The sequence below is a fragment of the Paenibacillus sp. 32352 genome (assembly GCF_002042965.1).
Taxonomy (GTDB): domain Bacteria; phylum Bacillota; class Bacilli; order Paenibacillales; family NBRC-103111; genus Paenibacillus_S; species Paenibacillus_S vulneris.
On sequence record NZ_MZNT01000025.1, the window covers coordinates 1 to 23,986 of the forward strand.

At 48.8% G+C, this 23,986-nt stretch carries 18 protein-coding genes; 6 read left to right on the forward strand and 12 right to left on the reverse strand.

Translation table 11 applies throughout. From position 1 onward, the window contains the following. Positions 1-77: 77 nt before the first annotated feature. The gene (locus B1728_RS34870; protein ID WP_144028105.1) at positions 78-509 is read right to left on the reverse strand and encodes a VOC family protein; all 432 of its coding nucleotides are present in this window, start codon (positions 507-509) and stop codon (positions 78-80) included. 196 nt (positions 510-705) lie between these two features. Between B1728_RS34870 and B1728_RS34875 the strand changes: the two genes are divergently transcribed. From B1728_RS34875 to B1728_RS34885, 3 genes are read left to right on the forward strand one after another with little or no spacing between them, the layout of a single operon-like run. Next, positions 706-1,500, forward strand: coding sequence for a hypothetical protein (locus B1728_RS34875; RefSeq protein WP_144028106.1), 795 nt, complete (start codon positions 706-708; stop codon positions 1,498-1,500). Then, entirely contained in the window at positions 1,497-2,045 is a 549-nt protein-coding gene (locus tag B1728_RS34880; RefSeq protein WP_079915019.1) for an accessory gene regulator B family protein, read from the forward strand. The genes B1728_RS34875 and B1728_RS34880 overlap by 4 nt, the downstream gene beginning before the upstream one ends. A gap of 2 nt (positions 2,046-2,047) precedes the next feature. Then, the gene (locus tag B1728_RS34885) at positions 2,048-2,173 is read left to right on the forward strand and encodes an AgrD family cyclic lactone autoinducer peptide (protein WP_079915020.1); all 126 of its coding nucleotides are present in this window, start codon (positions 2,048-2,050) and stop codon (positions 2,171-2,173) included. Positions 2,174-2,268: 95 nt separating this feature from the next. Here the strand turns inward: B1728_RS34885 and B1728_RS36500 are convergent, their stop codons facing one another. Next, entirely contained in the window at positions 2,269-2,424 is a 156-nt protein-coding gene (locus tag B1728_RS36500; RefSeq protein ID WP_179136326.1) for a hypothetical protein, read from the reverse strand. Between the two features lie 94 nt (positions 2,425-2,518). Further along, entirely contained in the window at positions 2,519-3,298 is a 780-nt protein-coding gene (locus tag B1728_RS34895) for a nuclear transport factor 2 family protein (RefSeq protein WP_079915022.1), read from the reverse strand. Positions 3,299-3,489: 191 nt separating this feature from the next. Between B1728_RS34895 and B1728_RS34900 the strand changes: the two genes are divergently transcribed. Next, positions 3,490-4,113, forward strand: a complete 624-nt coding sequence (locus tag B1728_RS34900; RefSeq protein ID WP_079915023.1) for a TetR/AcrR family transcriptional regulator — start codon at positions 3,490-3,492, stop codon at positions 4,111-4,113. 63 nt (positions 4,114-4,176) lie between these two features. Here the strand turns inward: B1728_RS34900 and B1728_RS34905 are convergent, their stop codons facing one another. Continuing rightward, positions 4,177-5,655: an Lsa family ABC-F type ribosomal protection protein gene (locus tag B1728_RS34905; RefSeq protein WP_079915024.1), complete on the reverse strand. Its 1,479-nt coding sequence runs from the start codon at positions 5,653-5,655 to the stop codon at positions 4,177-4,179. Between the two features lie 171 nt (positions 5,656-5,826). After that, positions 5,827-6,861, reverse strand: a complete 1,035-nt coding sequence (locus tag B1728_RS34910; protein WP_079915025.1) for a Cfr family 23S rRNA (adenine(2503)-C(8))-methyltransferase — start codon at positions 6,859-6,861, stop codon at positions 5,827-5,829. 674 nt (positions 6,862-7,535) lie between these two features. Between B1728_RS34910 and B1728_RS34915 the strand changes: the two genes are divergently transcribed. After that, positions 7,536-8,942: a hypothetical protein gene (locus B1728_RS34915; RefSeq protein WP_079915026.1), complete on the forward strand. Its 1,407-nt coding sequence runs from the start codon at positions 7,536-7,538 to the stop codon at positions 8,940-8,942. A gap of 191 nt (positions 8,943-9,133) precedes the next feature. Next, positions 9,134-9,598 (forward strand): phage tail protein, encoded by a 465-nt coding sequence (locus tag B1728_RS34920; protein ID WP_079915060.1) that lies wholly within the window; start codon positions 9,134-9,136, stop codon positions 9,596-9,598. A 136-nt stretch (positions 9,599-9,734) separates the two neighbouring features. Here B1728_RS34920 and B1728_RS34925 read toward each other — a convergent pair whose 3' ends face one another. From B1728_RS34925 to B1728_RS34955, 7 genes are all read right to left on the reverse strand, one after another. Next, entirely contained in the window at positions 9,735-14,372 is a 4,638-nt protein-coding gene (locus B1728_RS34925) for an immunoglobulin-like domain-containing protein (protein WP_079915027.1), read from the reverse strand. Positions 14,373-14,374: 2 nt separating this feature from the next. Further along, a complete protein-coding gene (locus B1728_RS34930) occupies positions 14,375-16,312 on the reverse strand; it encodes an S-layer homology domain-containing protein (protein WP_079915028.1) in 1,938 nt (645 codons plus the stop codon). 184 nt (positions 16,313-16,496) lie between these two features. Then, a complete protein-coding gene (locus B1728_RS34935) occupies positions 16,497-18,779 on the reverse strand; it encodes an AraC family transcriptional regulator (RefSeq protein WP_079915029.1) in 2,283 nt (760 codons plus the stop codon). A gap of 130 nt (positions 18,780-18,909) precedes the next feature. Then, on the reverse strand, positions 18,910-20,430 hold the full coding sequence (locus B1728_RS34940) for an extracellular solute-binding protein (protein ID WP_079915030.1): 1,521 nt from the start codon (positions 20,428-20,430) through the stop codon (positions 18,910-18,912). A gap of 55 nt (positions 20,431-20,485) precedes the next feature. Next, positions 20,486-21,370: a carbohydrate ABC transporter permease gene (locus tag B1728_RS34945; protein ID WP_079915031.1), complete on the reverse strand. Its 885-nt coding sequence runs from the start codon at positions 21,368-21,370 to the stop codon at positions 20,486-20,488. Positions 21,371-21,392: 22 nt separating this feature from the next. Further along, the gene (locus B1728_RS34950; protein WP_079915032.1) at positions 21,393-22,352 is read right to left on the reverse strand and encodes an ABC transporter permease; all 960 of its coding nucleotides are present in this window, start codon (positions 22,350-22,352) and stop codon (positions 21,393-21,395) included. A 284-nt stretch (positions 22,353-22,636) separates the two neighbouring features. Then, positions 22,637-23,977 (reverse strand): MFS transporter, encoded by a 1,341-nt coding sequence (locus B1728_RS34955; protein ID WP_079915033.1) that lies wholly within the window; start codon positions 23,975-23,977, stop codon positions 22,637-22,639. Between the last annotated feature and the right edge of the window lie 9 nt (positions 23,978-23,986).

Consider the following 23,986-nt stretch of genomic DNA (forward strand, 5'->3'; position numbering starts at 1 on the left):
TTGGAACCGCCGTATGCGGACCCGCATGTACGGTGGTGTGAGAGGACGGGGGTTAATCACCCCCTCCTACTCGATTGTTATGCTTCTTCGACCGCCCGAAAATAATGCCCGTCCGGATCATAAAAGGTGAAATAACCGAAATCATTAGTAAATACAGGCTCTTTATCAATAGGAGCGCCAGCTTGTTTAACCCGTTCATGCAAAGCAAGCAAATCATTCGTTAATAGCTCAATCATCGTCACATGCCCTGTGCTGCTAGTAATAAAGAAGGAACGGGGAAATACAAACTTCATTGGCGTGACTTCTTCCTGTTTCGTTTCCATCAAAAAAATACCCGGTCCATTGCCATTTTTTAATCCGACATGTGCCTCTCCAAATGAATAATCTGCTGAAATCAATTCATAGCCCAATACATCGCAATAAAAATCCACCGATTTCTTCAAATTGGTGACTGGAAATCTCATGCAGCAGTATCCGATCACATCCGCACCCTTTGTTTTTTTGTTCAACACAGGCCACCTTCTCCTTTTTATGTTCTCAGCCAGCTCCGCAATAAATCCCTCAGGCCCATGAACGTAATCATCCGCAAGAACACATATGCCGTTTTAACGTCATTAAGCCCAACTATCCGATCAATCTTATAATTACAATATCTTCCTGTCAATAATTTGTTGCCAGTACAAACTGGGCATTATTTATCTCACATTGAAAAAAGACTACACAAATGAACAAAAATATGTTAATTCTTATTTAATAACTATTAACAATTATACAACAAGAGAGATTGGTGCCTTTGTGGTTGCTGTAAGTCGGATATTACTATACTTACTGGAATATGGTGCAACAGGACTCTTCACCTTTTCTATTTTTCGGCTTTTGTTCGGCCGTAATCTTTATAAAATATTATCAATTACTACTATTATGAGTCTGCTCTCCTATTATTTATCAGAAGTAGCGGCTATGAAAGGGATCACCATCTTCTTCCTGCCGACATTTTTGATTATATCTTGCACGGTGCTGTTTAACCTGCCTATTGCATATTCATTCCTAATTTCCATCATTTATACGATTGTAGGATTTCTAGCGGAATACTTAATTGCTTCCATTGCACAGCTTATAGGTTTAACCACTTATATGGGTATTAGTAATTCATTAATCCAAATGTCCATTATTCAAATAAGTACTAGTATATTGCTTCTACTATTAACAGCTTTGTTCAATTACAGGAAGTTTGGATTCATGTTCCTCGCAAGACAGCTTTACGGTCGTAAAGCCTTGAAACCGCTCAATGTTATTTTTGGCGTTCTACTCATATTAATTGTTTGTGCAATTCAAGCAAGCAGGCTGTCTATGTACACGGCTACACACAGCATGATCCATCCGATTATATTTTTTTTAATCGCATTATTACTTATCATCGTTTTGATAATTGCCTGGAGAAGAAACAAAAACGCGGTAGATAAAAAGTACTTAAACACTACTGGAGTGGGTAAAAAATGAATCCAATCGATGAGTTAGCCTCAAAAATAGCTGACTTTATCAGGCAGAATCATCCTAAAGCTTCCTCAAAGGAGCTGTTAACCTATTCGCTAATTATTACTATTAACACCCTTACCGCCCTCTTGGTATCCTTCGTTATTTGCGCCGCTGCCGGGAACCTGGAACGTTGGCTCGTAGTATTCTTGATATTAACCGTATTAAGGTACTTTACAGGCGGAGCGCATCTAAATTCTTCGTTGTCCTGTTGTATCTTTACCATTATTGTATTTTTGCTTCTTGTTTTCGTAAAGTATCCTTATAATTACCTGGGGCTCACATTTGATATTATTTCTCTATTTGTTTTTGCAATCTATGCGCCAAAAGGAATTGATGTAATAAGGAAGGTCTCTTTACGTAAAAAATGGATCATAAAAATTTGCAGTTTATTATTTATTTTTTCCAATTTCTACTTACAAAATTCTCTATTATCCTCTATTATAGTAGTACAAGCATTTTCATTAACACCTTGGTTTGAAAAAATATTTAAACTTGAGAGGAGTTATTGACTATGGTGAAAAAAGGTATCGCGAAAATTCTGAATACCATGCTAGTTGGTGTTGCTTTTATTACTGTACCTACATCGTTTAGCTTTGAGTGGCATCGTCCTCAGGTCCCTGAAGAGCTTAAGAAATAATTGTTTACTCCTTCACATGATTAGAAATAGGATTGTAAAACAAGGCCTACTGCAGCAAGCAGTAGGCCTATGCTTATTGTACTCACGCATTCCATTCAGGACCACAATCCCTTCCGTACGGCGCCTCCTGTTCTTTTTCCGCTCCTTTTTTGCTTGTGGATCGCGGGCATTTTTTTCGCATTCTCGACCTTCGTCATGGTCGCTCTTGCGCGGCTCCCGTCGTCGCAAGGAATCGTCGCGATGCAGTCCATTAACTCGACTATCCTGAAGACACTGTTCCTTATATACAACTACGAGCTCGGCGTGAATGCCGGGTTTTTCTTTTTGATTTATTGCAAAATTTCCTCAAAATCTAGGGTTTGAGTTCTTTCGTTTTTCTGCCGGCAGAATGGGCTCGATAACATCCCAATGCTCGGCGATCTTTCCGTTCTCTACGCGGAACAAATCGTAGAAAGCGGTAGGCTGACGATCGAAGTGACCTTCGCTCATTGTAAGCACAAAATCGCCTTGTCCTATGACTTGATGGACATGAGTATATTGAAACTCAATATGCTTCTCCTCCAGCGCCTGCAATGCAGCATGAAGTCCGGAAAGGCCGTCCGCAATATGTGGACTATGCTGAATGTAGTTATCTCCGTCAAAATAAGCGGCAAGCAGGTCGCGGTTCTTTCCAAGCAAGATGTTCTCGACGTAGCTTCTTACCAATACTTTGTTGGCATCTGTCTTGTCGATATCTTTAATGGTGATCGGTCCATCAATCATCGTATGATTACTTGGCGTCTTGCCCTCCATCTCTTGTAAATTATCCCAATGCTCGACGATGAGTCCATTCTCGAAACGGAAAATATCAAAAGCGACTTTAGGTCCGTGAAAATCATATAAAGAATGAAGAGCGACGTAATCCCCGTCAACAAATGTACGCTTAATGCTTACCTTCGTACCCATTTCCTTTAAATGACCGAGTGCGCCAAGCATGGCTTCACGACCATTGGGTAAGGCCTGATTGTGCTGAATATAATGTTCCGGATGAACGTAAGCCGTAATCGCTTCGGGGTTCCCGCTTTCTAAACTTTCCAGAACGGCGATTGCTTTAAGTACAAGCTCATGTTGATGGTTGAATTTCATTGGAATATCCTCCTTAGAGTAAATGGTCATTTGATAAATAATGAACATCATGTTGTTTATTTATCTGTCGCTCATTATAATGGAGGTTATTATCATGTTCAATATTCAATATTTTTCGTTTTGAAAGATAAAAGACATCTTATAAAAGTTTGTCGCTAAACGGACTAAATCCATTTTGGGGGAACGAAACCATGAGCAAGAAAACGGATCTAAGAATACTGCGCACGAAACAATCGATTCGCAAGGCGTTTTATGATCTTATTCAGGAAAAAGGTTACGAAGCGATTACGGTACAGGATATTGCCGATCGGGCAATGATTAATCGCAACACCTTTTATCTCCATTACCAAAATAAACCTGATTTATTAGATACATGCATGAATGAACTGTTGAGCGAATTAAAGGATGCCATCGTTCTTTGTCCCATCAGTACGAATCCTTACAGTATTTCTGTACTTGAAATAGTCATGCAAACTATACTCGAACATATTTCGCGTCACACTACCTTTTACTATGCTATGTTAATTGGCGAGAACAGAATCTATCCGTTTCGAGCGAAAATGGAGAATATCATTAAAGATAAACTGAATGAAGGATGGAATCCTGCTAAGGGAAATTCCCCTTCGTCGATATCCAAGGAATTGCTGCTCGAATACCTCGTATCAGCTTTTATGGGGATTGTAATTTGGTGGGTTAAAAACGATAACGCCCTTCCTGCAGATGAAGTTGCATCCCAGTTTAGCAAAATCATTGCCTACGGGCATTTGAAAGCGGCCGGTATCACGGTCGAGGAAACTCATCCATTTCCCAAATAAAAAACAAAAATAAACCCGCTCCGGAATTATGGAACGGGTTTACTTCTCAGTACTGAAGGTTCATTATAAGGCTACCGTTTTCGTAGCGACTTGTTCTTGGAATGCCTGGTCATGCTCTACAAACACCATGGTTGGATTGAAGCCTTGAATAAGCTCTTCAATCTGCATGCGTGTATAAATATCAATGAAGTTTAACGGCTCATCCCAAATGTATAAATGAGCTTTTTCACATAAGCTTTTGGCTATAAGCAGCTTTTTCTTTTGCCCGCCGGAATAATGGGATATATCCTTTTCAAACTGGATACGTTCAAAGTCCATTTTTCGCAGAACGGATTTAAATAACGGTTCATCAATTTGATGTTCTTCAATAAAGTCGGATAACATTCCCTTTAAATGAGAAGTATCCTGCTGTACATAAGAAATGACAAGGCTTGAACTAACATTCAAAGTGCCTGTATGCTTTAAGGGCTCCCCCAGGATGAGCTTTAAAATACTGCTTTTTCCACTGCCATTCTTTCCGTCAAGCACAACCCGGTCTCCTTGCTTAACATGAAAACTTATGGGCTTATTCACGGTTTCACCATCGTACATAACGGATACATCCGTTAAACGAATCAGCTCTTCGGATTTGTATTCCAATGGTTCTAGCTTTAATGACTCCGTTTTTTCCACATTTTTGAGCAGCTGTGACTTTTCTTCAATGGCTTTCTGCTGCCGGGATTCAATATTCTTTGCACGTTTCATCATTTTAGCAGCCTTGTGTCCCACAAACCCCTTATCCAATTTAGAACCGGAATTCGTTGTGCCATTTTTGGAAGCTTCTACCTGATCTGACCAATTTGCTGAACGTTTGGCAGATTGCTGCAGCCTTCCAATGTCTTTTTGTAAACGCTCATTTGCTGCTTCCTCATGCTCCTGCTGTCTATCGAAATTGAGCCTCCAGGAAGAATAATTACCGCTTTGAACTTCGATATTCGCCCGGTTGATGGACAAAATGTGGTCAACACAGCCATCCAAAAAATTTCGATCATGCGAAATTAAAATGAACCCTTTTTTTCTTTTTAAATAATTGGAAACCCTCTTTCGTGCATCGGTGTCCAGGTGATTGGTAGGCTCATCAATTAATAAAAACTGCCCTTTATTCAAAAAAAGCGCGGCAAGCAAAACCTTTGTTTGTTCCCCATTCGATAAGGTTTCAAAGGGCCTGTACATCACTTCGGCATCGACGTCCAAATAAGAGATTTCCCGAAGAAACTCCCAATCCTCCGCCTGGGGACATATCTCTTCTAATATTTCATAGGTGAGTTTGCTTTTATCCGAGACGGGATAGGGAAAATAATTAAACTCGACCGAAGAAATAATTTTCCCGCTATATTCATATTTGCCCAGCAACAGATTGAAAAACGTTGTTTTGCCCCGTCCGTTGCGGCCGATAAACCCGAGCTTCCAATCCGTATCGAGTTGAAAGCTAACATCATCGAAAATATTATCAAAGCTGCTTGGATAAGAAAACGTCAGGTTTTGCACTTGTATCATTGACATGTTGAAAGTTCCTCCTTTTTATAACCACACTGCTTCTTTATAAAAAGTCGGTACATATCCATCCAGTCTCATTTTACTCCGTATAAGTTTAATGGTTATTATCGACTTATACGGAGTAAATCATGCGTAACCACGGTGTCTGTACTCATGTTATCCCTCCTTTAGCTTTTTTTACTTGTTATGTCCATATAATTGGCCGCATGCTGCTTGGATATCCGTTCCGAATTGGGTTCGCACGGTGACATGAATTCCTCTGGACTTTAAAATCTTAACAAACCGTTGAACCCGGTCTTTGTCCGATGGATGGAAGCTTTCGGGCGTCACATCGGTCGCATTGTAGGGGATCAAATTGACATGATATAAATGTTCCCAAGAACCTCTATTCTTCAACAGGGCGGCAATCGCTTCTGCGTGTTCCGTTGAATCGTTTTCTCCTCGAAGCAAGATATACGCAATATATACTTTTCTGCCTGTAGTGCGAATATGCTGGTCCAGCTTATTCATTACATCATGAAGCGGGAAGCGATGGTTAATGGGCATTAGCTCGCTCCGCTGTTCGTCAAACGGAGAATGCAGGGAAAAGGTCAGATTTACCTGCGGAAATTCCTGCGTCAGACGATCGATCCCCGGCATAATACCGATAGTGGAAACGGTTATTCTTCGATGACCCAAGCCGAAGATTCGGGAATCGGTTAGAAGCTTAAGCGCGTCGAAGATATTAGGATTGGCCAGCGCCTCTCCCATCCCCATAAACGAAACACTATCCAAGGCTTGACCGTTTAAATGAAAATATAACAATTGATCGGTAATTTCATCGGCAGTCAGATTCCGTTTCAGGCCGATTGTGCCTGTTGCGCAAAAGCGGCAGCCATACCCGCATCCGCACTGACTGGAAATACAGTAGGATTTCCACCCGCGCTCATAGCTCAGCTGAACGGCTTCCACCCGTTCGCCACCCTCAATGGCAAAGAGCACTTTATTCACTTGACTGGATGTCTTTTGCATGACAGGGGTTAAGTTCAAAACATGTTCGCCAAGCTCCATGATGAAATCGTTTCTTATCCTCTTGGGCAGTACGGTCATTCGGTCATACTCCCCGATTCTTTGCTTAAAGATCGCATCCGTAATTTGCTGGAACCGATAGGCGGGTTGTTTCCATTCTGTCAATATATGTTGAATCATTTCGTATTTCGAAGTTGATTTCATGTTTTTTCTCCTCTTGAGCCGGAGAAAAAGCCTTTAAACCCTTTTGTTGGTGTTTAATAAGCACATTAACCAACCCTATGAAAGCCCACGAAGCTTGCAGCTAGAATCGCTACGTGCATCTATCAATAGATGGATAATGCTCCGGCATCCGTTTTGTTTGATCGTGAACCGTACCAACGGACAATGAGCGGCTCACATGATCATTTACAACTTCAAACATCGATTTTCAACCTCCTCAAGATAAAAAACAAAAATAAAAGAGCTACAAGAAAGTTCCCTTTCTTGTAGCTCAAATAAATGAATGCTGAAATCTAACCCACCTCGTGGGACAGATAAATTTATTTGAGTGTAGAGAATAAGTAACTTTCTTGCTCAACAAAAAATAAAACAGATATTGTTTTATCATTCGTAAAATAGCAAGAAAACTTACATTATTCTCATCATCTCCCCTTGAATACTAAAAGTGATTGTAGCATAATGCATTTCACATTTCAACTTTGAACATGCTTTCTGCTTTCAACGTTTCAATTGGACGGTCTCCCCTTCCACTTGATCTCGTCTTGGTTTTCTACTATTGACAGGTTTTCTGACGAATGATAGAATGCATAGGAAAATCCTACATAATTACTCGGATTTATATTTTTCCATTTTAACTATGGTTGGAGGAATGCATCATGTTCAAGACAATTTCCGTACCGAATGGACTGCTCACAGCAGCCCTATCCGCCTCCCTGCTATTTACGGTTCCAGCGCACGCGGCATTCGGCGCTGAAGCTCCAGCGGAAGCTTCCGCTCCCATTCAGACTGCCGCTGTACAAACTCAGCAGGCATTGAGCGAATACGGCGTATTTCTGCAGGAGAAATTCCAAGTGTCGCTGTCGGAAACACCGACGCGCGGGGAATTTATCGCCGCTGTCGCCCGCTCGCTGAACTTTACGCCGGAGAGTACAACGACCGTCGCTTTCAGCGATCTATCGGCGTCCAGCCCGTTCTATGCCTCGGCCGCAGCACTGTATCAGAGAGGAATTCTGACCTCGACGTCCGTATCAGCGGATCAGCCGCTCTCAGCGCTGCAAGCCGCATTCATCGCAGTAAAAGCAGCGGGCCTCACCGAGCTGGCCTATTCCTATCCGCAGTCAAAAGTGTCCCAATCGCTCGCCCCGCTGGCGCTCAACGTCGATGATTTCGTCTCTCTATCGGCTGCCCAGGAGATCGCTGCAGCTAAGGATGCCGGACTCGTCGACCCGGAATTGTACGGCGATCTGAGGCTGGGCGCGAACGCCTCCAAGCGGCTGGCGGAACAGCTTCTCGGACACGTGCTGGAAACTCAGGGACACTATAAACACTACATCGGCCAAACCTCCGATCCCAATATCTATGCGAAGCTGACCGATGCCTACAATACATCGGATATCATTGAGGCGCCTGAACTGGAGAAAGTTGTCAACACCGCTTTGGAGCAAGGGCTGGTCACCGGCTATAATTTGAAGGACTCGCGCTTCAGCTCCAACTTCGTCGACTCGTTATCCCTGACGTACGGCCATTCCGATCTGAAGCACGCGATTCAGCTGATCGGCTTGCTGCGCAGCGAGGGTATTGAAGCCAAAGTGCAGTTTGAGCCGAAGACATCCGCTTTCGTACATCTGATCGAATGGGGTCAGCCGACACCGTCCAGCACGACGCGCTATCAAAAGCTGGCCAACGGCAACTATATCGCCTTGGCGAAGGAGTACGACATCGCCTTCGAATTCGCGAGTACGTCGGACAAAGCAAAATTCCAGCCGATCGTACTGCAATACGCCAAGAAAAACAGTGAAGACACATCCGGCTTGATCGCCGGTTCCTGGTGGCAGCCGCTCTATTATTCCTTGACCGAACTGAACGATTACGATGTGATTACCAATAATAAAATCTCCACTGCAGCCGGTCCTTATTATGCGCAATCGTTCTCGCTGAACGACAAGTCGGACGGCATCGTCGCCGGCTTCAAACAAATCGACCCGAGTGTCAAAGTCAGCACGTATAAGTTCTGGGTAGACCGTCCGTTCCACAACTATTTGACGGGCGACGACTTTAAATGAAAACAATGCTTATCGATATATTTTCATAGATGATGCAGCGAAAATCACGATATTGATTTGGCATGGCTTCTATTCCTCAAAATGAAGGGTTTTGACGTAGCAATGTAGTATATTTAAAGTGTCGTTTGTCAATACCAATCTATGTAAATATTTAAGAGGATTCGGGAATAAAGAGAAAATGAGGGATGGACATGTCGTATATCGTTGATTTTAAAAATGTGTCTACGGTAGGTTTGGAATCTTCACCTGTAGCGGAAGCGCTCGCTGGTTTACGTGCTAACGAAGCCCGTTACTTTATGAACAAATACAAGCATGAATTTACGGTTGTGCCAGCTGGCGAAAGTCAGGAGATCCTTGATTATGTGAACCGAATCTTGAAGGAGGAACGGGATATTGCGTTTGCGGCCAAGCCTTTGGAAACATCGCGCTTTCAAGTCGAAAATATCCTGTTCACCTACGTTTTTTATGAGGATGGTCTTGGGCTCAATGTCATGTATACGGTTGACGATCCTAAGAAGCGGGCTGTTGGCTTTAAGCTTTCTGAGGGAATGGACGTTCCCAAGGAGTTAGAAGGCAAGTTTAAGTTTGCCAGGCAGAAATCCAAATTGGCCGGAACGATTCGAGGCTCGTTTTTTGTAATTAAAGGACAATATTAAGCAGGACATAACAAATCATCAAAAGAGATGAACTATCAAAACAAGCCACTCCATTGCAAGGAGTGGCTTGTTTTCTATATGCTGACTTAATGGAAAGGAAACCCCTCCCAGCTAAGGGCTGCCTCCTTGCAGAAATCTACTCCACGATCACCTTATTCGATAACGGAATCGGCAAGGATCCCTCTATAGAGTCGAGCATATCGATGATAAACACATGAACCGTATAAGTGCCCTCTTCAGCATCCGGCACATCGAAATGGCCTGTCAGGCTGCCGCCATTCGTAAGCTCGCTTTCCAACGCAACATGGGATACGGGAGTGCTGCCCTTAAGAAGCTGAAAGTAAACGACTTCCCTACCCGCATGATCTACCGAGCCGGGTGTGCGGGTAACGTCGACCTTAGCACTCAAACCGTTCGTCCGGTTCAGCCCGCCATTTGCAATGACAGTAAACGGCTTATCCCCCGCAGCGGTTACCGTTACAGTGCGTACAACCGGGTCCGCTACATTATGTGCGTTGTCCATTACGGTATAGACCAGCGTGTACGTTCCTGGCGTCGACGTGTCCACACTGCCGCTCACTTGAATGCGGCTTGTCAGATCGCCGTCCACATCATCCGCCGCCGTCGCTCCTGCATCCGTATACGTGCTGCCAGCCAATACTTCAACCACTGCCGGCCCGTTCAGGGTTATCACCGGCTTCACCGAATCTGCGGGTAGGGCAGCAAGATGGGATACCTGAAAATCATCGATGCGGGCTGCCTGGTTTGCCACCCGGATCCCCGCCTTGCCTTGCATCAGTGCAGGAGGATTCGTCGGGAATAACGATCCGTTATCTACTTCGTCATAGATCAGGCTATCGTCCACATAGCCTTTGATCCGATTACTATCCACGACAAGACGAAGCTGATACCAGTTACCGACCACATACGGGTATGGGATTTTTTTGCTGTCCAGCTCGCGGAGCGTCCCGTTCACGACACGGCCAAGAATGACATACCCCGTGCTTCCGCCAGGCAGTCCATTCGTGCCGTTATGAATGCGCAGCATATAAAAGTTTTTGGCATCGTCGGATGCGCGCGCAATAATGCCTGGCAGTGACGGGCTGGCCTGCGCTTTAACTCTGGCCCTTACATCGTAATCTGTCCAACCGCTTTGACCGACCGTAAAGGCCATGCTGGTCGTCGTATACTTCTCCAGCACCTTGCCCTGATCCTCATCCGCAACGCGTAGATGTGAAGCTGCACCATTCGGTACGGCACCGTTATTCCAACCGGTCGCTGCGTCTTGATTGTAAGCTCCGCTCTCAAAATTTTCTTCGTACAGCACCGTCCCGGCAGCCGCCTCCGGGTTCGCCCGGATATTCAGCATATATTCCGCCGTCGTTCCGGCTTCGGAGGTTACTTTTACCGTTGCGGTACCCGAGCCGTTCACCAAAGTTGCGTTAGTGATTTGAACTGAAGCCACATTGCTTACCGTCGGGATCGCCTCTACCACCTTGACATAAGCCGTACGGGAAGGAACGTGAATCGTGTATTCCGTTTGACCCGGAACCAGAGCAACGATCGATTCGGGTAATTGTTGGCCCGGGGCTGTCAGAGCGTCCGTAATGACCGACAGCCTCAGGTTGCTAAGCGATGTATCGGCGCTTGCCGTCCGCAAGTTTATCTTGTAATAATTCGCCCCATTGCCTTCAGTCGACAGCGCAGCTACTGTGTACGACCTCTCTTGGCCAACCGCGTCGAAGGTCACCTGCCCGGAGGCCGGGGACGCCACGGTATTGGCCGTACCGTAGACGGTTGCCGTCACGGTTACTGCAGAGCTCGTCGATGGGACAAGTACAGTGTAGTTGTTCAAATGCGGATGGAAGCCCTCAATAGATACGCTGTTCACCTTAATATCGCCAAGCAGCGGAACAATCGGATACACTTTGACATCGTCGAAGCCGGCGATGGATTCATGGCTTCGCAGCCCGAATTTACCGGAAGCCCGGCTGGCATCCGTAAGCTCGATAACCTGAACACCGTCAATAGAAGCTCGCAGCGTTGTTCCGACAGCTTCCAAATTCAGCCTATACCAGCGGTTCGACTGAATCGGATCAGCCAAATCCACCGACTTAAGCACGGTTGTCGTTCCATTGACGCGCTTCTCCAGCACTGCCTGATGCGCGGAGCTGCTTCGGTACAGCTTGAAGTAATACAAGTTATTGTAATCGGTCGCTCGGGCAATAAGCCCCATTTGCACGTTTCCACTGTCCGTAGTTCTGACCCGCGCTTCCACTCCATAATCCTTAAGACTGTCACCAAAAATGGCGAAGCTAGGTGTCGTGCTGAATAGGTCCATCGGTTGCACGAATGTGTTATGGTAAACACTGTCCGTCACGGTGGTCCATGGGGTGGATTTCGATCCAAAGCCAACCGTCGTCCATGCCGCCATCGCATTCTTATCCTCGGTGGTGTCGAACCCGTTTTTGTACAGCGCTTCGGCAAAAACCTTTACATCGTTAATCGATAGCGGGCCATCGAAGGTGGAGCGCGTCACCGTCAGCTTCACATACCGCGCCTTGGTTTGGAACCAGTCCAAACTGTTCCCTCTTGGGACTGCGGAAGCCGGGTCGGTTTGATCCGCTACCGTATGGTACGACGTGCCATCCAAGCTCGTCGCTATTGCGTAGCTGAAATCTCTCGATGCGCTGTTCGTCCAATCGATTTGCATCCCTGATAACTCATAGGGTCTGCCGAGATCCATTTGTATAGTTTGCGGATAGCTGCTATCGGCTGCGACAGCAGCAGTCAGACTATTGCCGTCCACCAGCGCCGGCATATTCGTCATTCCTGTCGTAGAGGTAACTTCCTTGCCGGCAGACACGATATTTTGGATGCTAGGATCAACCGCCTCCAGCTCTATCAGCATTACCGCATTTCTATTCAACGTAGCGTTAATCGTCAGATTGTCCGCCGTGTTCGCTATGGTTTCGTCGAACAACTGGAGCTCGTCGATTTTGTTGTAGGCATAATTGCTATGGGTCTCGTCGACCAAATACTTTTTGATCCGTACACTCTTCCCTTCAAAGCCTGGCGGCAGATGCTTCACATCGATGCTGACATTGGATGAGGCCGCCCCGTCTCCCTGTTTGTTCCACACCATCATCGTCGCTTTGGAATCGCTGTTCTTCGTCGCCAGCATCCGTGTCCCATAGATGTCACTGCTGCCGCCGGTTGCTTTCACCCGGGTGTCCCCGAGCCGGGCGAACATCCGCATTGTGTTAAAATACGGGGTGTAGAAAGTGCGGCCCAGCGCCTCGTAATATTTCAATTTATCACTAGTGCCAATGAGCTGGAAGGTGTTGATATCGGGATTCCCCCACTTGATATCAACCCTGGCAATCCCGGGAGCCGATGGCCCCAGATCAAACTTGAGCCAGGTCCAGTAGTCTGCTTGGATAAACTGCGTCGCATCGTCACCGTCCGTAACCGCCGCAATATTCGGGTCGTTTGCCGGATTCGGGATTGGAATCGGGTTGTTACTGCTGTCAAAAAAACGAATTTCCTTGATCTTCATCGGCTTGGAGGTCGATGCCGACTCCCTCCACCCGCGCAGGTTCAAATATTGTAAAGCCCTTGGATTAGGATTCATAAATGTCTGCCAATTCGTCGTATCCCCATTGCTTAAAGCATAGTCGACATCGAACTGGTTCTTGAAATACGCATTCAGTGTATGGACCGCTACCCAGTTCATCGGAATATCCGTCCCTCCACGGGCATAATAGGATGCCGAGTCCGTCATAAACGCCGCTTGCTTCGCCAGTCCGACGTTGTTCGTCGGATCACTTAAGCCCCCGCCCCCCTTCCAGCCGTATTCGCTAACAATGGTTATAGCATTCGGATAAAACTTGTGCAGATAGCTTTTCATTTCGATTTCCTGCGTTTCGTTCATCCGCACGTCCTCCTGGTATCGGTGCCATGACACAAAATCGACCTGATAGCTTGCGGCGTAGGCAAGATCGACGAACTGCTTCTGCTTCTCGAAATTGTAGCCGGATAATACCGGTCCGCCTACTTTCAGCGGCTGCCCGGCCAAGCCCTGTGCGTTTACCCATTTTACCGCTTCCGACATGCCCTGATACATGCGCATGTAGCCGGGAATATCATCCTTCACATGTCCATAATAGGCAGGCTCCAGGTTCGGCTCGTTGCCCACCTCGATATATTCGATCTTCGGATTTTTCTCCTTCAACGTATAAATGATTTTCTTCATCGCCTTGTCGAATTCAGGCCAGTTCATTTCGGTCTCGCCGGCTAGGAGGCGGTTTTTCTGCGGATTCGCGTCACCTCCATAGGAATAAGCGAGAGATAGGAGAATGCCATCGGTAAACTGGGACATGAAATCATACGTTTCCTTGCGGCCATGCTGTAAATCCGGGTTCGTCGCGTTACGCGGGTCGTCGATGGAATAAGCCAAATAATCGCTGTTCGCCTCATCCTTGTTGTAGTACCAATTAATTTTAACAAAATCTCTTACGACCTTGGTCCGGATCCCTTTGAGTTCATCGACGACATGAACCGGAAGCGGCGTGTAATTCGTATTGTTGAATTGCTCCGTGCGGACAAGCTGCCCTTCACTTAAGGCATAATCCGCTTCCAGATTCACGGGTGCCGCATGAGTCGTTCCTGCGGTGAAGCTTGCTGCAGCCGATGCCAGCAAGGCACTGGCCGCAAGCGCGATACAGGATCGGTTCAATGCCTGACGCAGCCTATATGATGTTCCAATAGCCATCGTTACATCCCTCCTGCGATGTGTTGTACTATGCGGTACAGCATGACAGCCGTCTCCGCACGGCTGGTGTTATCCTGTGGGCGGAGCGAGCCTCCGCTGCCCTCGATCAACCCTTCACGAATCAAAGCCGCAACGCTGGATGCGGCGTAGTCCGCCACCTGCGAGGCGTCTGCAAATGTTTCCAGTTCAGAGCGGGTATCAGTCCCCCTGCTTTCGGCAAGCAGTCCTGGCGTATGCAGTGCCCGTTCTGTAAGCGTCATCATTTCCTGCCTGGAAATCAAGCGTTCCGGCTGGAAACGGTTATTGCCAGCTCCGTCGGTGACGCCAAGTGCTCGAGCAATGCCCAACGCGTCGTAATAATAGGCTCCGGGACGCACGTCGTCGAAGTTGTCCTCGAAAGATGCTGACAGCTCCAGCGTGCGGCTCAGCAGCAGCACGAAGTCAGCGCGCTTGATTGGAGCTTCCGGGGCGAATGTTTCCGGAGAAATGCCCGTCAGGATGCCCTTAGCTGCGAGCGCCCGAATCGGCTTCTCCGCCCAAGCATAGCCCGCTAGGTCAGTGAACGTCTTTGTCACATAAATGACGGCATAATGACCAGGATGTGCCGCACGGAAGATCACTTTGCCGCTGGAGCTATCATAATGTCCGCTAGGTACCGGAGACGGATTGCCTGAGCGGTCGATAGACCAAACCGTGATTCCATCCGGAACGGCCAGCTCAGCTGCCGACGGGGTATACGGAATGGCGACGACCGGCGAATCAAGCCTCGGCCAATTGATCGCCTGCCCATCCAGCGCCGCCTGCACCATGACCGCCGGGCGTGTGCCAATGGCTGCCGCCACTCCTTGGGAAAGCGCATTCATTTGAGCTTCTCCTACTGTTATAGAAGCGGTCTGAGCATCGGCCGTTAGGCTCTGTGCGAACAGGCTGGTCCGAAACGATACACTGGCCAATTCGGTGAGCAGCTCGAATTGCAGGTTTTTGCTATTTTCAAGCAGGACGCCTGCGGGCAATTGAAAGGCATAGGCCTTCGCGTCATCCTTTGGCGCAGCCTCGATGCGCAGCTTCAAGGCTCCTGCCTGGAGCTCTGCCATGGCTTGGTCAATGATCTCCTGCGTGACAATAACTTGAACCATTCCCGCTGTATCTGGCGGCCCTTGGGGCTGAAGCAGGAGCGCAACCGAGCCGTCCTGCTGCGGTTCCAGCTTCACCGGTGCCGAAATATCCGCGCTGCCTCGGCTGCTGTGATTGCGGCCGCTTCCGCCCGGAGGTCGGCCTCCTGGCGTTCCGGTATCGTTTCGCGTCACCTGAAACGTAAACTGCCTCGACACTCGGTCGTTGCCAACCTTGAGCGTATACTCGCCTCTTACGGCATCCGCAGGAATCGTATAGACATAGCCCTGCTCCAGCTCGCTTCCAGTTATCGCTTGCTCATGGAGCAGCGTCCCGTCCGGAGCTAACACTCTCCACAGTAAGGCAAGCTGATTGGTCGTGCCTAGAATACGCATCGCGCCACCTGCTTCGACTGAGCTGATCGCGCTTAACTCTAATGCAGGCTGCGGTTCGGGTTCCGTCCCCGGCTCTCCACCGCCATTCCTGGCAACCACATTGAAATCCCTTACGGCAGCCTCGCTGCCCGCTCCCGCTTTCACCGTATAGACGCCCACCAGAGCGTCAGCGGGAAGCGTAACCGTTTTACCGAATAGAAACTGCTCCTTAGTAAGCTGATCCATTTCCAGAATCGTTTGATTCGGCCTCAGGATCTGAACGATCAATTCAGGCAAGCCGGTCGTTCCTTGGATGGTGAAGGCTTCACCCTGCTTTCGCTCGCCGATCGGTGCCAGTATGGTGCCTGACGGCTCCGCATAGGCGGTGACTGGCGAAACCAGCAGGACGAGAACAAGCAGCCAATAGGCGATACTAATTCTGCCTCTCCTCACGTTTTATTCCCCCTTTTCGCATTGTAATAATGGGTTATTTATTTGTATTGAGGCTGCAGCCATCATGCCAGCCGCATCAGACAACGATCAATCATTGTCTGACGCTAGCCTGAGCATGAATTTGCAGGCAATACCGCACTATGGAGAGCAAAGCGCTTATTGGAACACTCCTTGCCTGCTCCTGTTAAGCCTTCCCCCTGAACTGTCCAGGAGTCATGCCCTCCATTTTACGGAAGTACCGGATAAAGTTGGCCGGATTATTATACTTCAGCTTCTCGGCGATTTCCGTGACCGTCATATCGGTCTCTCTCAGCCAGCGCTTGGCGACGTCCAGCCGATACTGGGCCAAATAATCCACATAGTTGATGCCAGTTTCCTGTCGAAACACACGGCTAATATATTGCGGATGGTAATTGATTCGGGCGGCGCACTTTTCCAGCGTCAGATCGGTATCGAATTCTTCAGCAATCAGTTGCTTGACCTCTTCGGAAATCGTGCGGAACTGCTTCTCCCGCCGCTGCTCGAGCAGCGCGATGCCCGGTTCGACAAGCTGCCCGTTGAACCACGACTCGATATCCCTTACCGTTTGCAGCTGAATCAGTTCATCGAACAGCGAACGTTCATTGCGGGTAAGCGAATAGATCGAGACGCCGGCATCTTGCAGGAGACGGATCAATTCTACGAATAGCCGGACTAAAGCCAGCTGGTAGTCGTTCGGATGACCTCCCTGGCTGGAAACGCTCTCCATAAATCCTGCCAAGGCCTCCCCCGCCCGTTCCCGGTCTAACGACTGAATCGCATCCAGCACCCGCGCCGCCGCTTCCTTCGGATACGTTGGCTCATTGCTTATGTCAGGCTGCACGTCCTCGATGAACAGGACAGCCTCCCTCCCGAGCTGGAGGCGGTATTTCAGTGCTGCTGCACATTCTTCGTAGCCTTGCTCGGCCCCGGCCCATTCCTCAAAGCCCCGGCTGATACCTACGCTCGCTTCGATGGACATGTACCGCTTCACCGCATCTTGAATGGATTCGGCTATGCGGAACAACCGCTCCTTGAACGCATCATCCGTCCCCGATTGCTTACCGATGATCAGTACAACCGCGTCCCGGTAAATAATCGGGACGAGACGCTCCTCCCCCGGTACGAGCTCGGAGATTATGTTGCTCATCGCATACAACAGCAAGTCACGGTCCTTCTCCTCGAAACGGCTCTTCTCCAGATCGTCGATCTGGAACAAAAGTACCCGTTTCTTCTCCCAGTCGTACGTGTGGCCGTAATAGTGTAGCCTTTCCTGCAGCGTCGCGGTCTTTTCCTCGCCTGTCAGCATTTTGCGGACAAGCAGCTCCGTCATATGCTCCTGCTGGCCCTCCAGCTGAAACTGAAGCTTCGATTGATTGGACAGCAGCGATTGAATCCCATCGGCAATGACTCCGAATTCGTCCTTACCTTCCCGAGTCGCCCGGTGATCTGCAAGAACGCGGTAAATACGGCGGACCGGGCTGTACACGCTGCGTGTGCCTAGAACAGCGATGAGCACCGAGATGCCCAACGCGAGAATGCTGACCCACAGGGATGTCCAAGCGATGCTCTGCGCCTGCTTCGTCATTTCGTGAATCGGCAGCACCGCAATATATATCCAGCCGTTATATGCGGATTTGCGATAAGAGACAGACATATCCTCGTCCCCTATGGCGGACTGCAGCAATCCTGTAGGCTCCTTCGAGTCTGCAATGGAGTGAATAAAGTTTTCCTGTGATACATCCCTGCCTACCCAGCTATCATCACTATGGGCTATGATGCGGCTGTTCTCGTCGACGATCATGATTTGTCCGTTGCTGTCCTCAAGATCGATAAAACGATTCGCCTCCTTGGCAGACAGCATGACGGCCATCATTCCTTGCGGATGCAAGGAATTGATGGGCCACTTTTTTACAATCATTATAGTCTGTTTGCTTGCAGCCGTCAGCGGTTCCTGATCAGTATTGTACTGCCCGGTCAGATCCATACTGACCCACCGGGAGCCTTGCGGCATGGCTGCAAACTCCTTCAGAAGACCCTTCATCCCGGGCTGGCTATGCTCGTCGATCCCGGAATTACTGATGATCCAATCCTTTTCCAAGCTGTACAAGAGAACGTCCTTAATCCCTAGCTCAAACGTTTGGATGCCGATAAGACTGTCATAGACGTCGGTAATCATTTCCGAATCCGCTGCTGTAAGCCGCTTACCAATAGCCGCCGTGACGAGAGGAGTATTAAGCAGCTGGGAGGCGGAATAATCGATCGTCTTTAACGTCTGCTCCACCCGAAGCTGTGTCTGCCGCAATATTTGCGCGTTGCTTTCGTTTACCTTTTCCAGCACCGTCTGGGAAGAATAGTTATACGAATACCAGCCCAGGATGAGAACTGGAAAAGCCCCCACTGCAAGCGTTAGCAATATCAATTTGCGGAAATAGGAATGTGTCCTCATGCCTGATGTCTTCTCCTTCGGAACGTCAATGTACTAAGTCTTTAATGCCCTTAGTATAGCAAAAAAGAGGTCAGCGCCGAGGGAAAAAATCACAGACCTCCCGCTACACGGCTTTGCTGGACGTGAATGGTTACTTCTTTGCGCTCTTGTTATACTCGGCGGTGTATTCTTCCATGATCTTGCTGCCGCCATTTTGCTTCCACTGCTCCACCGCTTTGTTCCAGCCATTCTCATCGATAGAGCCCATGATAAACTTTGTGCGCGCATCATCAATCAGCTTATCCAGCTCCTTACCCTTCTCGCTGTAGGTAGCCGAGATAAAAGCGTTCACCGGATTTTCAATCGCCCGTTTTGCGTTCTCCTGCCATACCTTGTCACGCAGGTGCACGAGCGGGGAGCCGAAGGTCGTGACCTGGTCTCTCAGCACCGCCAGCTGGGAGGAATCGCCCATGCCGTATTCGACCAGCATTTTGGGATCGGTTGTTTTCTTGTACTGACCGTTCTCCACCGTGTATTGTCGTCCTTCAATGCCGTTGTACAGCATATTCTGCATGTCTTTATCCGAGAGCTTGTCGAAATAGTTCAGGATGGCCTTCACCTCGGCTTCCGTTTTAACCGATGTCTTCGGAATCATGAAGATTCCGTAAGATCCCGTCCCGGCGATGCTGCGCAAGCCCTTAGGCCCCTCCAGAGCACCGATCAGGGTCATCTCGGCCTTAGGATCAACCTTCTTCGCCTGCTCCTCGATGCCATTGGCATCATTCAAGTTGGCGACCCATGCTCCCGCCGTCCCTTTATTCATCACCTGACGCCCGTCCTTCACCACGGCGAAATCCAGGTTCATCAGCTTTTCATCATACAGCTTCTTATAAAACTTCATCGTTTCCAAGTAAGCCGGGGACAGGTGGGCCGGACTCAGCTTGCCGTCCTTCACTTCCCAGTCGGCAGGGCCACCGTGCCACGCCAGCATAGTTCTCCAGCCTGCAGGCTCCTGCTGCTCGACGAGGCCGATGGTGTCGTTTTTGCCATTTTTGTCCGGATCATTATACGTAAACGCCTTCAAAACGTTGTAAAATTCATCAATCGTCTTCGGCTCCTTCAAGCCGAGATTGTCGAGCCAATCCTTGCGGAGTGTCAGCCCGTCCCTCGCCAGATCCCGTTCGCGGTAAATCCCGTATACTTTGCCGTCAATGGAAATCGCGTTCAAGGCGATCGGATTCATGCGGCTTAAATTTTTGTAATCCTGCAGGTAGGGTCCGAGCTCCCAAAACATCCCGGATCGTACGGAGTTGACGATGAACGGCGCTTTTTGATTTAATACCGTGATAACATTCGGCAGCTCGCCGGAGGCTACGGTAGCGCTCAGTTTATCCGAATAGGTAGCGGATGGCACCCAGTTGAGCTTCAGCTCGGTGTTCGTTGCCGATTGAATTTTTTTGAAAATTTCTCCGTCGGTAGACATCGGCTCCGGATTGAAGCTTGGCAGCATAATCGACATTTTATACGGTGCAGCTGTCTTCGCAGCATCGCCGGCTGCAGCCGGCTGTCCTCCCCCATCAGTTGCCTTAGTGCCGCCGCAGCCAGCAGCAGCACTAGCCGTCAGCGTCAACACGGACGCCATAAGCATAGATTTGTGTAATTGTTGTTTCATTGAAACTTCCTCCCCTTATTTCATCATATCGATATCGGCAAACGGAGTAAACCGTTTATCCTTTGACGGAGCCTAGCAGCACGCCTTTGGCAAAGTGCTTTTGCAGGAACGGATAGACCAAGAGAATCGGCAGCGTCGAGACGACAATGACCGCCATTTTGATGCTTTGCTCCGGCGGTTGAACGAAGTCCGAAGCGAGCGAGGTCGAATCTCCCAGCCCGCCGCCATCCGCCATGATGACAATCTGGCGCAGCAGCACCTGAATCGGCCATTTGGCTGCATCATTGATGTAGAGCACCGCGCTGAAAAACGTGTTCCAATGCCCTACGGCATAAAACAGGGAAAACGTAGCAATCGCCGGCAGCGACAACGGAATGACGATTCGAAACAGGATGCCGAGATCGTTGCAGCCGTCTATTTTGGCCGATTCTTCAAGACCGTCGGGCAGCTGCTGAAAAAAATTACGAAGAATAATCAGATTGAAGGCGCTTATCGCACCGGGTATTAACAGAGACCAGTAGGTATCGATCATGCCCAGCTGCTTGACGACAAGGAACGTCGGGATCATCCCACCGCTGAACAGCATCGTAAAGATAACGGCCATTTGAATCGGCGTCCGGTAATCCAGATCTTTGCGTGCTAATGGATACGCCATTAAGCAGGTCATGAAAATATTGATGAGCGTGCCGGCCAATGTAATATAGACGGTTATTCCCAAGCTTTTGAGCAGCGTCCCGGTGGAAAAGATGTATTCGTAGGAGCTCAGTGTAAACTCGGTCGGAAACAGGATGAATCCCCGCTCCAGAAGCTCCTTCTGGGTCGCGAACGACCCGGCGATAATATAGATGAATGGAATGAATGTAACAAGAGCAAACAAAACCAGGACGGTGACATTCACCGTATCGAATAACCGGCTGCCGAAGGTGCGGTCTTTAACCATGCCTACCCTTCCTCTCCATGTGTTATACGACCCCTTCCTCGCCCATTTTCTTGGCGATAAAATTAGAGGCTGCGACCAGCACCAAACCGACGATCGATTTGAACAGTCCGACGGCTGTACTGTAGCTGTACTGCCCTTCCGTGATGCCCGTCGAGTACACGTACGTATCAAATACCTCGCCGACCTCGCGATTCATCGCATTGAGCATCAGCCATATCTGCTCGAAGCCGGTGTCGAGAAAGTGTCCCAGCCGCAAAATAAGCAGAATGACAATCGTGGAACGAATCGCAGGCACCGTAATGTGACGAAGCTGCTGAAGCCGATTAGCCCCGTCGATCCGGGCCGCTTCATATAACTGCGGGTCTACGCCAGCCAGGGCCGCAAGGAATATGATCGTGCCCCAGCCGGTCTCCTTCCAGATCACCTCTGCGGTGATAAACGTCCGGAACCAGTCGGCGCTGAGCAGAAAGTTGATCTTCTCGGCTCCGAGCGACTTCAACGCTTCATTCACCAGTCCGCCTTCGGTCGTAAAGAACAAATAGACGATAGATACGATGACGACCCACGACATGAAGTGGGGAATATACACGACCGTCTGGATCATCCGTTTGAACAGCTCCAGGCGCAGCTCATTCAGCATTAGCGCGATCACAATAGGCAGCGGGAAGAAAAAGACGATATTGTAAATCGCCAGGACAAATGTATTCTTAAGCAATCTCCAAAAGAGAGGATCTCCGAAAAACCGGTTGAAATGCTTCATTCCTACCCATTCGCTATCCCAAAAACCGAGAAACGGCTGATAATTTTTGAAAGCGATCAATACTCCGTACATTGGAATGTACTTGAAAATAAGAAAATAAAGGATGCCGGGAAGCAGCATCAGGTAAAGCCAGCGATTGCGCAGCATACGTCGAATGCGCTGCTTGCGGTACAACGTATCGCCTGATACCTTGATGGCCGCTGCGGCCGATTCCGTGGTCATAACGCCCCTTCCTTTCTTTCAATGGATTATGCCGTGGATGCTCTCCACTAAGCTGCAGAGTTGATTCACCGGTGAACCGAGTCTTGCTGTCACCTCTGCATCATAGGGTAATGCTTTCATTGCCGTCCATAGTCATTCCGGTACGTAATTGCAAAAACACGAAAAAAGCCTTGCAGCAGCGGCTTACAAGGCTTGATTGTCATTATAAGAGGGGAAATAGTCATTTTTTGATTCATGGATTGGATGCGGATTCCTCGGCCTCCAGCCTCAACATGTTTTAGAATCTACATGCTTTCTGTTCTTCCGCTAGAGACTGCATTCCGCTTCTTACGTGACCAGACGACTACCGGAATAAGCAGTAAGGATAGGATCCCTCCGATCAAAGAGAGTGTGGAATAGCTGGATTGGGCTACAACCATACCGGACAACGCACCTCCGGAGGCACCAGCTAGAGCGATTAGCACATCAACCGTGCCTTGCGTCTTCGCCCGGATTTGCGGCGGCGTCGCATCGACGATGGCCGCTGTCCCGCTAATTAATCCGAAATTCCAGCCTAAACCAAGCAGAGTTAGCGCCAGAATGAGCAGAACCATTGAATCACCAGGTGCAAAAGCAGCTACTAAGCCTGCCAATAGCAACGTGACACCGGAGGCATAGGACATCATCGTGCGCCCGAATTTATCGACGAGCACGCCGGTAACGAGGGAAGGCAAATACATCGCAGCAACATGGATGCCTATGACGATACCCACCTCGCCAAGTCCATGGCCGTGATGCTTCATATGAACCGGCGTCATCGTCATAATGGCAATCATAACGATTTGGGTAAGCACCATTACGGTTGCCCCCACTATAATCCCCGGCTTATGGACACGCAGCTCTGCCTCATGCCTGCTTGATCCGCTGCCTTGCGCAGCCTTAAGCCGCTCTACATCTGCAATGGCCTTGGCGACCACAAGGGGATCGGGGCGGAGAAACAAGAGAAGAACCAGCCCGGCAAAAATATAAGCCGCGGCACCCAGCATAAACGGACCTGTTAATGCAGGAGCTCCCATGGATGACGCTACCTTGCCAGTGACATTGACCAGATTCGGCCCGGCCACCGCACCAAAGGTCGTGAAGACCATGGCGGCACTAATTGCTTTGGCCCGCTGGGTAGCCGGTGCCAAATCCGTACCTGCATAACGAGCCTGCAGGTTGGTCGCTGTGCCGGCACCATAGACTAACAAAGAAATGAAGAGCAGCGGCACATTATGGAGAATTGCTGCGAGAACTACACCTAATGCTCCAATCCCCCCTGTCAAAAAACCGGCGGCAAGCCCCACCCTGCGGCCCATACGCTGGGAAAGCCGGCCGACTAAAAGCGCTGCGGCAGCGGAACCTAACGTAAACAACGCGGAAGGAACTCCTGCATACCCGTCTGTGCCGAGCATGTCTTGGGCAAGCAGTGCGCCAACCGTGATTCCCGCAGCCAAACCTGCACCGCCAAAAATTTGAGAAGCAATGACGATTCTCATGGTTCTCTTGTACAACTGATACTGCTTCTCGGGAGAGACTGCGTATTCCTTTAGCGTCTCCGGAAGACTTTTTATCTTATCTTCAAGCGGTAAATTACCTTCTGGCATTTGTTTTCT

Excerpts from the sequence above, each read along its gene's own strand:
- B1728_RS34925 (WP_079915027.1), bottom strand. The coding sequence starts at position 14,372 with ATGGCTATTGGAACATCATATAGGCTGCGTCAGGCATTGAACCGATCC.
- B1728_RS34950 (WP_079915032.1), bottom strand. The coding sequence starts at position 22,352 with ATGACCACGGAATCGGCCGCAGCGGCCATCAAGGTATCAGGCGATACG.
- B1728_RS36500 (WP_179136326.1), bottom strand. The coding sequence starts at position 2,424 with ATGGACTGCATCGCGACGATTCCTTGCGACGACGGGAGCCGCGCAAGA.
- B1728_RS34905 (WP_079915024.1), bottom strand. The coding sequence starts at position 5,655 with ATGTCAATGATACAAGTGCAAAACCTGACGTTTTCTTATCCAAGCAGC.
- B1728_RS34920 (WP_079915060.1), top strand. The coding sequence starts at position 9,134 with ATGTCGTATATCGTTGATTTTAAAAATGTGTCTACGGTAGGTTTGGAA.
- B1728_RS34940 (WP_079915030.1), bottom strand. The coding sequence starts at position 20,430 with ATGAAACAACAATTACACAAATCTATGCTTATGGCGTCCGTGTTGACG.
- B1728_RS34900 (WP_079915023.1), top strand. The coding sequence starts at position 3,490 with ATGAGCAAGAAAACGGATCTAAGAATACTGCGCACGAAACAATCGATT.
- B1728_RS34910 (WP_079915025.1), bottom strand. The coding sequence starts at position 6,861 with ATGAAATCAACTTCGAAATACGAAATGATTCAACATATATTGACAGAA.
- B1728_RS34885 (WP_079915020.1), top strand. The coding sequence starts at position 2,048 with ATGGTGAAAAAAGGTATCGCGAAAATTCTGAATACCATGCTAGTTGGT.
- B1728_RS34880 (WP_079915019.1), top strand. The coding sequence starts at position 1,497 with ATGAATCCAATCGATGAGTTAGCCTCAAAAATAGCTGACTTTATCAGG.
- B1728_RS34895 (WP_079915022.1), bottom strand. The coding sequence starts at position 3,298 with ATGAAATTCAACCATCAACATGAGCTTGTACTTAAAGCAATCGCCGTT.
- B1728_RS34955 (WP_079915033.1), bottom strand. The coding sequence starts at position 23,977 with ATGCCAGAAGGTAATTTACCGCTTGAAGATAAGATAAAAAGTCTTCCG.
- B1728_RS34915 (WP_079915026.1), top strand. The coding sequence starts at position 7,536 with ATGTTCAAGACAATTTCCGTACCGAATGGACTGCTCACAGCAGCCCTA.
- B1728_RS34935 (WP_079915029.1), bottom strand. The coding sequence starts at position 18,779 with ATGAGGACACATTCCTATTTCCGCAAATTGATATTGCTAACGCTTGCA.
- B1728_RS34945 (WP_079915031.1), bottom strand. The coding sequence starts at position 21,370 with ATGGTTAAAGACCGCACCTTCGGCAGCCGGTTATTCGATACGGTGAAT.